The sequence below is a fragment of the Winogradskyella sp. ABM4_392 genome, assembly GCF_056160445.1.
On the sequence record NZ_JBSWXE010000001.1, the window covers coordinates 855,420 to 870,468 of the forward strand.

At 33.1% G+C, this 15,049-nt stretch carries 14 protein-coding genes; 9 read left to right on the forward strand and 5 right to left on the reverse strand.

Annotated elements, in window-relative coordinates; all coding sequences use genetic code 11:
• The first annotated feature begins 130 nt into the window (after positions 1–130).
• From ACXAFS_RS03760 to ACXAFS_RS03770, 3 genes are all read left to right on the forward strand, one after another.
• The gene (locus ACXAFS_RS03760; RefSeq protein WP_331808624.1) at positions 131–412 is read left to right on the forward strand and encodes an STAS domain-containing protein; all 282 of its coding nucleotides are present in this window, start codon (positions 131–133) and stop codon (positions 410–412) included.
• A 23-nt stretch (positions 413–435) separates the two neighbouring features.
• Positions 436–1,695, forward strand: coding sequence for an oligosaccharide flippase family protein (locus ACXAFS_RS03765; protein WP_475305402.1), 1,260 nt, complete (start codon positions 436–438; stop codon positions 1,693–1,695).
• Positions 1,696–1,808: 113 nt separating this feature from the next.
• Entirely contained in the window at positions 1,809–3,092 is a 1,284-nt protein-coding gene (locus ACXAFS_RS03770; protein WP_475305403.1) for a glycosyltransferase, read from the forward strand.
• Here the strand turns inward: ACXAFS_RS03770 and ACXAFS_RS03775 are convergent.
• The 3 genes from ACXAFS_RS03775 to ACXAFS_RS03785 are packed head-to-tail and all read right to left on the reverse strand — an operon-like array spanning position 3,082 to position 8,895.
• Positions 3,082–4,599 (reverse strand): cellulase family glycosylhydrolase, encoded by a 1,518-nt coding sequence (locus tag ACXAFS_RS03775; RefSeq protein WP_475305910.1) that lies wholly within the window; start codon positions 4,597–4,599, stop codon positions 3,082–3,084. The two genes, ACXAFS_RS03770 and ACXAFS_RS03775, sit on opposite strands and share 11 nt — an antisense overlap.
• Positions 4,592–5,806, reverse strand: a complete 1,215-nt coding sequence (locus ACXAFS_RS03780; RefSeq protein WP_475305404.1) for a hypothetical protein — start codon at positions 5,804–5,806, stop codon at positions 4,592–4,594. Before ACXAFS_RS03780 ends, ACXAFS_RS03775 begins: the two co-directional genes overlap by 8 nt.
• On the reverse strand, positions 5,806–8,895 hold the full coding sequence (locus tag ACXAFS_RS03785; protein WP_475305406.1) for a hypothetical protein: 3,090 nt from the start codon (positions 8,893–8,895) through the stop codon (positions 5,806–5,808). The genes ACXAFS_RS03780 and ACXAFS_RS03785 overlap by 1 nt, the downstream gene beginning before the upstream one ends.
• A 183-nt stretch (positions 8,896–9,078) precedes the next feature.
• Here ACXAFS_RS03785 and ACXAFS_RS03790 point away from each other — a divergent pair, with 183 nt between their 5' ends.
• From ACXAFS_RS03790 to ACXAFS_RS03815, 6 genes are all read left to right on the forward strand, one after another.
• The gene (locus ACXAFS_RS03790) at positions 9,079–10,263 is read left to right on the forward strand and encodes a response regulator (protein WP_475305407.1); all 1,185 of its coding nucleotides are present in this window, start codon (positions 9,079–9,081) and stop codon (positions 10,261–10,263) included.
• 10 nt (positions 10,264–10,273) lie between these two features.
• A complete protein-coding gene (locus tag ACXAFS_RS03795; protein WP_475305408.1) occupies positions 10,274–10,756 on the forward strand; it encodes a glycosyltransferase family A protein in 483 nt (160 codons plus the stop codon).
• Position 10,757: 1 nt separating this feature from the next.
• Positions 10,758–11,759, forward strand: a complete 1,002-nt coding sequence (locus ACXAFS_RS03800; RefSeq protein ID WP_475305410.1) for a type I phosphomannose isomerase catalytic subunit — start codon at positions 10,758–10,760, stop codon at positions 11,757–11,759.
• A 45-nt stretch (positions 11,760–11,804) separates the two neighbouring features.
• Positions 11,805–12,368, forward strand: a complete 564-nt coding sequence (locus ACXAFS_RS03805) for a PhnA domain-containing protein (RefSeq protein ID WP_475305411.1) — start codon at positions 11,805–11,807, stop codon at positions 12,366–12,368.
• Positions 12,369–12,553: 185 nt separating this feature from the next.
• Positions 12,554–12,817, forward strand: coding sequence for a DUF1272 domain-containing protein (locus tag ACXAFS_RS03810; RefSeq protein WP_475305412.1), 264 nt, complete (start codon positions 12,554–12,556; stop codon positions 12,815–12,817).
• Positions 12,818–13,032: 215 nt separating this feature from the next.
• Positions 13,033–13,347, forward strand: a complete 315-nt coding sequence (locus ACXAFS_RS03815; protein WP_475305414.1) for an STAS domain-containing protein — start codon at positions 13,033–13,035, stop codon at positions 13,345–13,347.
• Positions 13,348–13,427: 80 nt separating this feature from the next.
• Here ACXAFS_RS03815 and ACXAFS_RS03820 read toward each other — a convergent pair whose 3' ends face one another.
• Complete coding sequence (locus ACXAFS_RS03820) at positions 13,428–13,871, reverse strand: YybH family protein (RefSeq protein WP_475305415.1); 444 nt, start codon at positions 13,869–13,871, stop codon at positions 13,428–13,430.
• Positions 13,872–13,936: 65 nt separating this feature from the next.
• Positions 13,937–15,037 carry a DUF4407 domain-containing protein gene (locus tag ACXAFS_RS03825; protein ID WP_475305416.1) on the reverse strand — a complete coding sequence of 367 codons (1,101 nt, stop codon included), beginning with the start codon at positions 15,035–15,037 and terminating at the stop codon, positions 13,937–13,939.
• Between the last annotated feature and the right edge of the window lie 12 nt (positions 15,038–15,049).

Consider the following 15,049-nt stretch of genomic DNA (forward strand, 5'->3'; position numbering starts at 1 on the left):
GTTACGGTAAGGTAGTGCTTCATTCATCTACAGTAAATTGCCATCCGTCGAAATAGAACGCTCGTACATGGAAATACGGAGGATATTTGTGTCAGATTTGAATGAAAAACAATTAAAAAATAACAAAATTATGGCACTTACAATCACAGAAAAGCACGGAGTTTTTATAATAGGTGGATCTATTAATGCATCAACAGCAAAGCATTTTCAAAACCATTGTGAAGCTATTTTAAATGCAAATGGAGAATTAACTATTCATATAGAAAATGTAATAGAAATTGATGCTAATGGCATTAGAGCTATTAAGGCATTGTACAAGCAGGCCTTAAGTCAGAATAGAGGTTTTATGGTTATTGGAAATATCAATAGAGACCTTTTTGAAGAACTGAGAGCAATTAAAACAGCAGCTTAATTTCAACCTTAAAAAATAAAACTATGCAAGCCTTAGCTATCCTAAAGTCTAAAAAAATTACACCAGAACAACTCTTTATGATTAGTGTTTTGGCGGTTAATGGAGGTAACTATTTGTACAATCTTATTTTAGGTCGTGTATTAGGACCTGCTCAGTTTGCAGATGCTGCAGTACTCATCACATTTTTATTAGTATTATCCTTTGTAGCAATGACGTTTCAATTGGTCACAGCTAAATTTTCGGTGTTGTTTGAAGGAGATACTTTTAAAAGTTTTGTTGCTAAAGTCTACAAGCAATCCTTTATTGTAGGTGTGGTTTTTGGCCTTTTAATTGTGGTTTTTGCACCACAACTACAAACGGTTTTTAATACATCATCATCAAATATGTTTGTCATTTTTGGTTGTGGTGTGCCGCTTTACTTTTTAATGAGTGTTAACAGAGGAACCTACCAAGGCAAAAAAGCGTTTAAAGCTTTATCTATTACTTATCAAGGTGAAATGTTAAGCCGATTGCTCATTACATTAGCTATAATTTTAATCTTCGATATTAAAGCATCTTGGGTTATTGCGTTAGGTATTTTAATATCCTTTGCATTTGGATTGTTTCCATTTAAAACAAGTCAGATTAGTTTTAGTAAGACTTTAAAATTAGATGCAGAACATGGTAAGCAAATAAAACGCTTCTTTTTGCTAACTGCCTTTTACGAGTTAACACAAATCATCATTAATAATAGTGACATCCTATTAGTGAAACACTATTTTGAATCTTACGAAGCTGGTTTGTATGCTTCCTTAGCTTTAATTGGTCGCATCGTATATTTTATTGCTTGGATGTTTGTAATGTTATTATTACCAGCTGTCGTAGAACTAAAAAAAGAAGGCAAAGAAACGGCATCAGTATTGTTTAAGTATGTAGGCTATATTGCTCTCATTTCAGTAATCATTGTATTTGGCTGTATACTTTTCCCAGAGTTAATTATAAACATACTTTTTGGTGAAGCTTATATTGATATGGCACCATTACTATGGCAATATGCTATAGCCACATCCATGTTTGCCTTATCTAACATCTTTGCTTACTACTACTTGTCTTTAGATAAATATGTGCCTGTTATTATTTCGGGAGTATTTGGAATGTTACAAGTTGTGCTGGTTGTGTTTTACCATGATAGTTTAGATCAGGTTGTGCATATGCAAATTGTTGCAATGGCATTGCTGTTAATCATTCAGTTAGTGTTCTTTAGACTCGAAGTCGTAAGACAAAAAAGGCTTAATCTAAACTAATTTACCATTCGTCTACAGTAAATCGTTAACTATCTAAAATCAACCGAATTAGTCCTCATAAACTCTCAAATTTGTACTGTAATCAAAAAGAGAATAATTAAAAATCCATAGAAATGAAATTAGCAATCGTAACAGCATATCCACCAAGTAAAGTCACTTTAAATGAGTACGCATATCATTTGGTAAAGCAATTTAGAAAGCATCAAGATGTTACAGAATTAATCCTATTAACTGATAAAACAAAAGGTAGTAAAGATTTACAGTTTGAAGAAGCAGGATGCAAGATTACGGTAAAAGAATGTTGGTCGTTTAACAGTTACAAGACAATTTTTTCAGTAACAAAAGCAATTAACCAAACAAAGCCAGACTCAGTATTATTCAATTTACAATTTATGAAGTTTGGCGATAAGAAAGTGGCAGCGGCTTTAGGTTTAATGTTGCCATTGGTTTGCAGATTAAAGAAAATCCCAAATGTAGTGTTACTTCATAATATCATGGAAGAAGTGGATTTAGGATCAGCAGGTTTTACGTCAAATATCATAATGAAAAAAGTCTATGGATTTATAGGTACTTCATTAACCAGATTGATTTTAAAAGCAGATACGGTTGCTGTTACAATGCAAAAGTATGTTGATATTCTTCAGCTAAAGTATTTTGCTGATAATGTAAAGTTAATTCCGCATGGTACCTTCGAAATTCCAGAAGAACCAAACTTCGGTTGCACAAAAGAACCATTTCAGATAATGACTTTCGGAAAATTTGGAACCTACAAGAAAGTGGAAGATATGATTGAAGCGGTAGAAATGGTTAGAAAGGAAACCGATTTAGATCTAGAAATTGTAATTGCAGGAACAGACAACCCAAATGTGCCTGGATATCTCGCCAAAGTGCAAGAGCAATATAAGCATGTGCCACAATTAAGATTTACAGGTTATGTTGAAGAGTCTGAAGTACCAACGTTATTTCAAGAAAGTGCAGTGGTTGTGTTTCCTTATACTTCTACAACAGGCAGCTCTGGCGTATTGCACCAAGCAGGTAGCTACGGTAAAGCAGTTGTAATGCCTAACCTTGGTGACTTAGCATTATTAGTACAAGACGAAGGTTATAGAGGTGAGTTTTTTGAGCCAGGAAGTGTTGAAAGTTTAGCGCAAGGCATTAAAGCAATTGTTACAAATGAAGCTTACAGAATTGAGTTAGCTAAAGCTAATTATGAAGCTGCAACAGCGTATCCAATGTCCAGAATTGCAGATATGTACGTAGAGACTTTTAAAACTATCATTGATAAAAAATACAATAAAACAGAAAAAGTAAGTACAAAATTAACATCTAGCCATGTTGATAAAAGACAAGAACAAGCTAAATCTTCTAATACAAAATCACCTACATCTATTGTTTAGAAGAGATATATTTATACGATGCCTTTTTTGCCCCATTTTTATCGATAAAACCAAAATGTTTTTGAACATTTTTGCGCCATGGAAGTCTACCTACGACTTCCTTTGGTATTTTAGAAAAGTCGTATAAGGTCCAAGACATAAACGGAATGTCTTGTTCTGCAAAAGTGGTTTGAATGGTTTTGTGATAGTCTGCTTGGTCCTCTTCAGATGAACCAAAAGGTTTCCAAAATCCACTGTAAGAAGATATGCCATACTCTGTAATAACAATAGGCTTATCTTTAATTTTAGATTTTAAATTGGTGTAGGCTTCTGATAAATCCTCAAGGTTTTCATAGTAGTGAAAAGAGATGAAATCTAGCTTATTTTTAAGGATTTCTCCACTTTCTACATTAGACCAACCTATGGTAACAGGATGATTGCCATCTACAGATTTTACTAAATCTATCATTTTATCGAGCCAGGCAGTAACTAAAGATTCACCTCTCGATTCAAAATCTAAATTGGGTTCGTTTTTAATGTCCCAACCTAATAAAGCATCATGATCTTTTAAGGCAGTAACTACTTTTTTTGCATGCTGTTGGGTTAAGGTCCAATCTAAAACCGAATAGTCTCCATAAAAATCGAACAAGGTTATGAGTACTTTAAGATCTTTTGTCTTTGCTAAGTCTAAAAGTTGTTTTACTTGGTCTAGTTTTGTCGCATCTACGTTGGCTTTGCCAAAACTTTCGTAAGGAATAAAAACACGTATACTATTGAGGTTGGCATCCTTTATAATTGTAAAATCTTTAGCAATAGTGTTAGCATCAAAATTGTCGCCATACATATCCCAAGCAGTTGCTTGTGGATAGTAGTTAATGCCTTTTATGTCTAGTGTTAAAGTATCCTGAACGGTTTCATTTCCAAACGGACGACTTTCTAATTTCACCATATGTCGTATTCGCCAAAACCCATCTTCTAGTAAAAAAGTAACACGGTAATCGGAGGTTTCAGTAACTTCAGAAATAAGATTGTTGTCTTTAAAAATGCGTTTGTATTCCACTACATCATAATCTGTTAACACAGCGAGTTGACCATCTTCACTAAAAAAATCGAGTTTAGGATTGTGAGATAAGGTGGTGGCATCTATTGTAGTATTACTTTCAGTATTAAGCTGAATGATATTATAAAGATTCTCTCTGGAGCTTTCGGTATAATAATCAGTTATGCCTTCAGTGGTGTTAGTTTTGTATGCAACTTGTTTTACATACCAAGCATCTAAATAATCTGTTTCAATGGCTTTTAAGGTTTGCTGGTCCATTGGTCTGCCTTCATTAGTTAAAGATTGCCATTGCATTTGGGGCAGATATTGCTCTACTTTTTTTACTTCGGTATGAAGCATTTTGCTTCGGTCTGCACCAGTATTAAGGTAACTGTAAATAGACGAAATACCATAAACCACCAAACCAATGAGAATGATATAAGATATCATTAACGCTGTGCGTATTATATTTTTATTGATATTACTCATAGGTAATGGTACTAAAGGATTTTGTTGTTCCAGCAGCATAAAATTCAAAATTGTATTGTCCTTTTGGGAAACGGTCTTTGTTTAGTTTAAATGTTGCAAAACCTTCACGTGTTTCTTTAATCATTTTATGGTCTAAAACATCATTTTTAAAGATTTTTAAACTCACGTTGAGACCATCTGGTACACGTTGATTCATAAAACTTTCAATTGGTCCTACAGTTATGGTGCGCTTATCTTCAGAAAAATGAATTTCAAAATCACCAATAGCTTTTTTATAAAAAATGGCAATAGTATTGCTTTCTGCCATGCCTTCAACATAGGCTTTTACATCATAACGTTCTTCGTGGTCTGGATGCAGAAATTTTGCCTTGGCAATTCCGTTAATCGTCAGTCCAGATGTTGATGATTTATACCCTTTAGAGTTGGTTAAATAGAAATTTACAAACGTACCATCGCTAACGGTATTGCCGTAACGGTCTTTTAATTCTGTAGTTGAAAATGTAGTAATCTGGTTGCCATCTGCATAATCGTGAATTCTGCTGAAATCAATTTCAAAATTTGTTGGAATAGCAGGCACTACATTGACATCGTATTCTTTTGAATTAAGGTCTAAACATTCTGTACTTATAAGGATGCGACCATACTCTTTTTCGGAATAAATGTTTTTGTAAGCAATACCATTTTTCATGGTGATTTCGTCTTTAAAATTACGGTCTAAAAATTGGTGTTTTACAGTAACCTCAGTGCTGTCTGCCAAAGGATTGTCTAAGTGGTCTGTTGGTATGGTAACAAGCATTGTATAGTCTGTAGCACCAGCTTCAATACTTGGAGGACCAATATAGGTTTCAATAGCTTTTACTTTTGGTTGTGGATTAACATATAGTGTACCTGTTTTAAGAACAGAATCACTAATCAGTTGCCAGTTTATAGTGCCTGATTTATTGGCAAAACTTTGCGGTAATTGAAAACTAGTTATTGAATTTTCTATGCTAGGTGAAACTACAATGGTTCCGTAACTATTAGAACATAACAAATAAGCGGAAGCATTAGGATTTCCCTTAAATTGCAATGAAATTTCCTCGCCAGCAACATAATAAGTTTGTGTTGAAAGTAACTCGATATCTTGTTTAGAGTCACTTGAGTTTTGTTTGTTGTTGGTGATAAAAAACAAAACAAAAAGGGCGATATAGAAATACTTAAACTGCATTAATTTGGGTTTCCTATATAGGTGTTAACTTCTAGTTTTACAAATTTATAAAGCGGATGATTAATATGTTGTAACTCATTATCATCGTGCTTAAGGATTCGGTTAGGCACAATTTTATCTGAAATATCTTCGTTTGGTAAACCGTTAACATAACAGTTTTCCATATCGTCATTAATCAATTTTGACGTTTCATTTTTCAAAAGAGCATATTCAAATGGACGCTGACGTTGCTGTCGTATGCCGTCCTTTATAAAGATATGATCTACCCAAACCAATGTTTTGTTTTCGTCGTAATAAGATATCAATAACTGCGGAATGGTAACTTCTTCTGTACCTCCATTAAATAAAGTTCCTGAGATTTCTGAGTCCGAAATAGTTTGAATTGCAATTGACGTGCGCTTATATAAATCTGAACTCGATACATTACCTGCTGCCTGAAGATTAAATTTGGTTGGTTGTTCTTCAAACTCTATTGGTGTAAATTCATCAGGATTAAAGGTTTTTGGGATAGAATCTTGTGTTTTAGACCAGGCAATACCTTCAAAATTTATTCTAAACGAACTTACTTCTTTAGGCATTAACTTATGCTTTACGTGGTATTTGGCATTGTAGGTTGCCAAAAACTTATTATCATCGTTGTATAAGGTGCCTTTAAGTACCACGTCTGCTGGTACATTGTCTATGTTTTGTACTTCGCCAATTAAAGCATAATGATTTTCAAACTTTACCAATTTAGCATCTAAAATTTCTAAAACAGGCTGTTTTAAAATGTCTTCGTGATGGGTTTCTTCTGTGGTAATACGTCGTCTACCTTGGTTAAAATAGTCAGTCGTATTCATGGAATACAATTGGTCTGGTGGTAAATCTAGATCAATGTCTTCTGGCTGTAAATACCATTTACCTTTTACTTTTTCGAGATACTTATAATCGGTTTTTTTAATTTTTTCAAGAGGTGTAATCCATTCGGTGTTCACTTTTATGCTTGCTAAACTATCATTTTCGCTTATGGTTTCTGTAGTAATAGCATCGAGCTTAGCGTAAGAGCTCAATAAACCGTCAGTAACAGAAACCTCTAACATGTACTGGTCTAATGCCATATTGCTCTTTGGGTTTATAAGGCTGTGCGCTTCCTTAAAGCGTTTAAAATCGATAGCATCGTAATAGGCAATAACTGCATTTTTAGCCGAGTGATGCGATACGTTTTTAATGTAAAACAAGTATATGCCATAAAATACAATAATGGCTAGTATCACAGACCATACATGCGTCAGTTTTAAAATTAATCTTGAGAATTTGGTGTAATTATTCTGAAAATTAAGATACACAGGTGGTGGTGAATATTTTGTTTTTAAAGCATGTACCAATAAAAACTGAACGTTTAGCACAAAAGCGACTAAAACAGTAAGAAAAGGCATGGTGCCCCAAAGAATTTTTAACCAGGTGGCTACATCGTCTTTAGGTAGAATAGATGATAACGGAGCCACGTTGAGTTTTTCCCAAACCATAATACCATTTTCAAGTTGCCTTAAACGTTGCCAGCCACAGAAATATAGGATTGGGTCGTAAAATTTATCGTTAGAGAAAATGTATTTGAGGTTATATTTCTCTGGTGTGGTTAAAAACTGCTGTAATGAACCAATACCTTCTACACCTTTGAATTTTGAATTTTCTAAACGCTCAATAGGTCTTGTTGTAAGTTCTGGCAAACGTCTTGCTGAGTGGTAATTGCCATCTACAGATAAGGCTTTTGTTTGTGCAGATAACCAAGCCATTTGGTCGCCAAAACCAAGGGTCATATAACGCCATTGGTCGTGATGATCCTGACTCAAAAAATTTACAATTGGTAACATTTTAATTTTTTGAGGTTGAGAAGGTTTAAAGTAGCCTAAGCTTAGTGTAAAAATGGTCATAAACAAGAATAAACCAGCAAAGAGTCCGCCAGCAACTCTGTGGTACACATCTCCAAGTCGTTCTTGTATAAGTGTTTTTAAATCGCCTTCAACTAATCTGTATACAAATTCGCCAAAAAGCGGCAAAGACATAATGGAAGCCCATAGCGTAAAACGGTCTAGTGTTAAGATGTTAAAAGCTGTTTCGCCAAGAGCAATTCTAGGAATAGGTGTTGTGCCACCAGTACCCAAAATGGTGAGTATAGTTATAGATAAACCAAAAAACAGATAACGTTTACTGTAATATCGATAAAAAATATAAGGCAATAAGATGAGTAAAACTCCCCAAGGAATAAGGAAAAAAACGAGTCCGGAAGATGTTATTTCCAGAAAATTATCTCTAGAGCCATGCGGAATCGGAACCTGAGTTATTGGGTTGTTTTTAGAATTAATCCAATACGGTAAAATACAACCTACAATGATTACCAAGGATAACATTCCAAAGCTTACAATGCGTTTAAAGAGTTTAAAAAAGCTATTGATAAAAAGCTTGATAGTAACCTGTTTGTAAGACTCTATACCTTCTCTGGCATGATCCATTATTACCATTCCTATTAATGGGAAAATAAAAAATACCATTCCAAATATAGGAGTTACATGATGCGATGTAACTGTAACAGATATTAAAGATAGTGAGGTTGCTAGATAGCGAATTTTTCCTGTTTTAAGCCATAGGTAGATTTCTGGCAAAGCATGCATTAAGACCGAAATACCAATAATACTAGGTAATTGACCAAAAATATGGAGTGTTTCGACAAAAGATGATGAAAAAACAGCTAAAACAGCTGCATAACCAGCAGCTTTCTTGCTTGCTGTTATTAAATATGAAAACCTATAGACACCTGTGATAAAAAGAATAATGCCTATGAAAGCAACAGTAAACATTCCAAACTTTAAGCCACCAATAAAAGATAATGCAGCAATAGATTGATGAACCAAAGGTGGATAGCTCATTACCGTAAATCCAGTGTACCATTTATAGTTCCATGGTTCAAACCAGCTCGTGGCATAATGATCTGCAAAAAATAGATGTATTAGTGCATCATAGGTCGTTTCTAAAGTAAAAAAGATAGACGTACCGTGAAACACTAAGCCCATTAAAAGGGCAGCAATCAAATATTTATTTGAGCTTTCTTTCATCTATAATACTGATGCTTAAATCATTTTGGTAAAGATATATAATTTCATAGGTGGTTCTAATTTTATTCATCTTAAGCAATCTACCATTCGTCTACACTAAAGGTCTGATTAATCTAAATTAAAATTTTCAGGATGTCTTATCCAGTACTTTTGAACCGTAATTAATACATAAAAACACAAATTATGAAAGTTTTAGCCATCGACGATCAACAATTAGTATTACTTCCTTTAGAAAAAAGATTGAAGGAGTTAGGATATGATGTTAAAATAGAAACCAGTGCAGACAAAGCATTAGTTATTTATGATGAATTTCAACCAGATTTGGTAATTGTAGATTTTAACATGCCAAAAATCTCTGGATTTGATGTGGTAAAACATATTAGAACGTCAAAAAAACCTGAAACACCAATTATGATTTTATCAGGTAATACTCAAGATGCAATTATAACTGAGGCATTTGAGTTAGGCGTAACAGATTATATGAAAAAACCTTTAAGCTTAAACGAGATTTGTGCACGTGTAAAGCGATTAATCGGAGTGCCACAAACAGCAGTAGCTAATTCTTCTGAGAATGTAATGATTCAGCAACGTTGTGTTGGTGTTGTAATTCCATGTTATAATGAAGAAGAGCGATTACTAAGTGAAGAGTTTTTAAAGTATATAGATCAACATACAGGCTATCATTTATGCTTTGTTAACGATGGTAGTAAAGACAGAACCTTAGAGGTTTTACATAATCTTCAAAAAGGTAGAGAAGACTTTATTACAGTTTATGATTGTGAAAAAAATGGTGGAAAAGCAGAAGCTGTAAGATTAGGAATGTTGCACATGGCGCAAAAAGAAGATCTTGATTATATAGGGTTCTTAGATGCAGATTTATCTACCGATTTAAGAGATTTTGATGATTTGGTAAAGACTATAGAAAATTCAGATTTTAAAATAGTAAGTGGTTCTCGTATTTCTAGAATGGGAGCAAATATCACAAAAGAATCTGCACGTAAAATCATTAGTTTAACGATAAATTTTATCATAAGAAAGATTTTAAAAATGGATTTTAAAGACACACAATGTGGTGCTAAAATCTTTCATAAAGATGTTATTAATATCGCTTTTGGTAAAAAATTTGTAACACAGTGGATTTTTGATGTAGAAATCTTCAAAAGAATGTCTATCCATTTTGGTCTTAAGAAAGCAAAGGCAATGCTTTGTGAACAGCCATTAAAGCGTTGGATACACGCAGATGGTTCTAAATTATCTATGAAAGACTCAGTAAAGATTGTAATGCAATTGGCACAGATTGCTTGGGTTTACAGAGCTAAAAAATCAAATAAAATAATTAGTACTTCTAATGCTTTGGAAGTAGTATAATAAAACGTAAATGAAGACAGGAATCATAATTATATTCAGAAATAACGAATCTTTAATTAAGGTAGAAAATATGGCAAAGCATATGCAGTCTACTGAAATCGAAAAGTTTTGTTTAGTCGATAATTATAGTAGCGACAATACCTTGCAATTACTGCATGAGATTAAAGAAGAATGTGTAGATAAGGTAGAAATAGTCGAGATAAAAAAAATGGTTTCAGAATCTATGGCTAAAAGAGCAGGTGCACGTTATTTGTCAAGCAATTACAATCTAAAATATGTAGGTTTTATAAATTTAGATTCGGTTCAAAATAGAGGTGAGGATCTTGAAAGTATTTTAGAGCAAATTGCCCAAAATGATAATTACATAACTGATTTAAAAACACTAATAGACAAAAACAATACAAAGCAAAACTTTATAAAAGGAGTTTTTTCCATTGTAGATTCAATTAAGGAAATCAATAAAAAATATAAGTCTTTAAAACCAAGTATTTAAAATGAAAGCATATCCAATAAAATTTAGACCAATCTTAAAAGAAAAAATTTGGGGAGGAAATAAACTCTCAGAAATTTTAAATAAAGAAACAAATCTAGAAAATGTAGGTGAGAGTTGGGAAATTTCTGGTGTTGAAGGTAATATCTCTGAAGTTGCAAATGGTGATTATAAAGAGCAAACTTTAAATGACCTCTTAAGCACATATAAATCAGATTTTTTAGGTTTGGCGAATTATGAGCGCTTTGGTAATGAGTTTCCATTGTTAATTAAGTTTTTAGACGCAAAAACAGATCTTTCAGTACAAGTACATCCAGACGATGAAATGGCCCAAGCACAACACAATTCTTTCGGTAAAACAGAAATGTGGTATATCATGGATAGTGATGACAATGCAGATATTGTTCTTGGATTAAAAGATGAAAGTGTAGATAAAAATATATTAGGACAAATTAACGCAAGTAATGTTGAAGATGTCTTTAATAGAGAAAAAGTAAAGCAAGGCGATAGTTATTTTATTCCAGCAGGAAAGATCCATGCCATTGGTGCAGGTGTTTTGGCTGCTGAGATACAGCAAACCAGCGATATTACTTATAGGGTTTACGATTGGGATAGAATTGACGATTCAGGTAATAAACGTGATTTGCATACTAAACAAGCTATAGAAGCAACAAAATCTTTTGAATCTACAGGTAAGTGTAATTATGATTTAAAAGCTAATGAAAACAGCAACTTGGTGTCTTGCGATTTCTTTACCACCAATATTTTTGAGATAAAAGGATTAAGACAAATAAACTATGAGAATTTAGACTCTTTTGTTATTTACATGTGTGTAGAAGGCGAAACAAAGATAGCGGTAGATGGACATACAGAAACTTTAAAAATGGGAGAAACCGTTTTGTTACCAGCAACAATGAAAACAGCGTTATTTAATGGTAAAAATGCAAAGTTGTTAGAAGTGTATATAAAATCTCAGCAATCTCAAAGTAAAAAATTAGCTATTTAGTAGCCTTATAATTTTATATTTGCTCATCTTTAAAATTAAATTTTGATGAGTTTAGAAAGAGAACTTCAAAAGCGAAGTGGAAATCAGTGTGAACTTAGTGGAGCTACAGAAAAACTAGCAGTTTATATTGTTCCAGATGCTAAAGATTTAGCGTTGTATGCATCGGAAACATGTATAGAACAGATGAACGATGCAGACAAAATTGATGCTAACCATTGGAGATGTCTTAACGATAGTATGTGGAGTGAGCATGATGCTGTAAAAGTAATGGCTTGGAGAATGCTTCACAGAATTGATGCAGATTGGACACAAGATTTACTCAATATGTTTTACATTGAAGATGAATTGTTAGAAGTGGCAAAAGCATCAGGTGATGGTGAAGATGATGAAAATAAAATTATACATCGCGATGTTAATGGTGTGGTTTTAGAGCATGGCGATTCAGTTGTGCTTATCAAAGATCTTAAAGTTAAAGGCTCTAGCATGGTAGCCAAACAAGGAACTGCTGTTAGAAATATTAGGTTAGATCATGAAAATGCCGAATATATAGAAGGCAAAGTAGATGGTCAGCAAATTGTAATTATCACCCAATACGTTAAAAAGATTTAATCCGAGCCTTTTTTGTTGAAGAAGTCAAAACTCAACGGTATCATAAATACCAAAAACAAGTAGCGACCAGTTATTAATCCAAAGAGTGTTATTCCAGCAAGAATAACCATTAAAATTACCTTATATTTATATTTCATAGTGTAAAGGTAAATTCCTTATTTATTTTATTCAAAACAAAAACCAAGATGTTGCAAATAAGACCAACATGCGAGCATTGCAATAAAGCGCTTCCCTACGATTCTAAAGAGGCTATGATTTGCACCTTTGAATGTACCTTTTGCAAAGATTGTGTTGAGCTTTTACATCAGATCTGCCCAAACTGTGGTGGTGGTTTTGAAAAACGACCAATTCGTCCTGAAACATTACTCCATAAATATCCTGTTTCTACTAAAGTAATTCACAAGCCAGTAGACCTTAAGGCTCACTATATAAAATTCAAGATTAAGTAGTTATTTTTCTTACAATCTATATGTTTGTAAATGTGTTGTTTATCGAAAAAATAAACCGCCAATTTCAAATTATCTAGACAAAAATACCATTTATCGAATTTCTGGGAAGTAGAGAATATTTAGTCAGATATTAGAGTCATCCCTCGAGAATTAATAGCACCAGATTTACAGATTAATAGCCCTAAATTATTATTAATGATTTAACATTATTTATTATGGATTTACAAATCACCAACTACAACAATCGTTTTCAGATTAAAGGGACACTGAACAAGCTGAGTCTTAAAACATTCAATGCTCATTTTGCTAATATTTTCGATAGACTAGATAATATATTATTAGATATTGAAAGTGTAGAAAGTATTGATAGAGCTGGTGTAATGGCTTTAGCAAGATTACATAATGAATCCATTACAAAATCAAAAAAATTATCTATTGTAGGTTTAGGTTGCAAAGAACTTTATGATCATTTTAAGTCTGAAGAACCTGAAACTATCCAAGTGCCTACTGGTTCAATTGCAGCTGCATAACAGTAGATTAAGATACATATACAGAAGTGCTCTCTAGTGCGTTTATGGTGACAGATAAACAACTTGTGAGCACTTTTTATTTAGCAAGACATGTCTGCAATAATTTTCCACTCACCATTTATCTTTTTAAAGATAATTATAAAAACACCATCTGCATTGCCAATTTCTCTTTTAAGGTGGTACTCTCCCATTACCCAGTAGTTGTTGCCTTCGATTTTTGAAATATCATTGATTACAAAATTTAGAGTACCGCTTTCATCTTTTGTTGGATAACCTTTTTTGTAATTGTTCAATGTGTTTTCCCATCCGTTGGTAAGACCACTGCTACCATAAAATTTGAGAGAATCACTTTTCCAATAGCCATCCATAAAGCCTTCTAAATCATGATTGTTCCAGGCGATTTCTTGAGTGTTCAGTACATCTAAAATTTCTGCTTTATCTCTTTCTAAGTCGACTTTTTGTTGTTCTTGGTTATTACTGCAATTCAACAATAAAAGAGCAAAAACAAAATAGATGGATTTCATTATAAATAGGTATTTAGGTTTTCCTAAAAGTAATGATTTACAGATAAATCTACATTAGAGTGTTTTTAAAACACACCCTTTTGCTTCTTTAAAAATGCATCAGCTTGATGTTGCATCAACTCTCTTGCTTTTTTACGTTTGTAGTTCATCACCTCTTCTTCATCTGCAATTTCTGTGTACACTTTGTTATTAATGTCATTATCTGTTTTAACAAGTAGTTGACGTTCTGCAACTTGTTGGCTAACCCACGATTTAATAACAGTTTCCTGATCTTCTATTTTATAGTCGTATTCTCCTTTTGGAGATAAAAGCTTTGCAATAATAGGAGAAGTTTCAATAGCGAGGAACAACAAGAAAATAAAGAAAGAAGGTAACCATGGTAATTTACCTAAAGCATTAACTCTTGCCATTAAACCATCAAAATTATCAATTATAGGTTGCGACTCTGTAACGTTGGCTTTATAATCTCCTTGCAAAGCAATAATTTCATTTTCTAAAGATGTGATTTTTGCTTTGTTGTCGGTTTTTAGTTGTTGTAACTCTGCTAAAGCAGCATCGTGTTTCTCGCGTTTTTCTTTATAAACAGGTCCTTTACCGAGTTTCATAGTGCCAGATGTACCTTCTGCTTCTGTGATATAGGTGTCGTAAAGTGCGTTGACTTCAATTTCTTTAGTATCTATTTGGTTCTGTAAGCTTAGAATCTGACCTTCTAAATCGGCAATCTTAGGATTAAACTGTTGCGCAATTTGGTTTTGATTTGCAAGTGTTAAATCATTTTTTTGTTCTAATAAAACCTGATTGATTTCCTTTTCAAAAATCTTTAGTTCTAAAGGTTTTGAAATCACTACAGCAATAATCACAGCCAGAAAAATCCTTGGTGTAGCCTGTAAGATTTCATCCAAAACATTATTGCGTTTTTTTATGGTAGAAACTATATAACGGTCTAAATTAAATATGAGTAAACCCCATATTATTCCGAAAAAAATAGATGTATATAAATTGTCAAAAACGGTGTAGAGTGCGTAGCTCGCTGCAATAGTTGCCATTAAAGCCGTAAAGAATACAGTTGCACCTATACCAGCATATTTATTTTGTTCGCCATTAGAGCAGTTTTCTAAAATCTCTGTATCTGCTCCCGAACATAGGATAAAGAATTGTTTTAACATAACTGTTTGTTT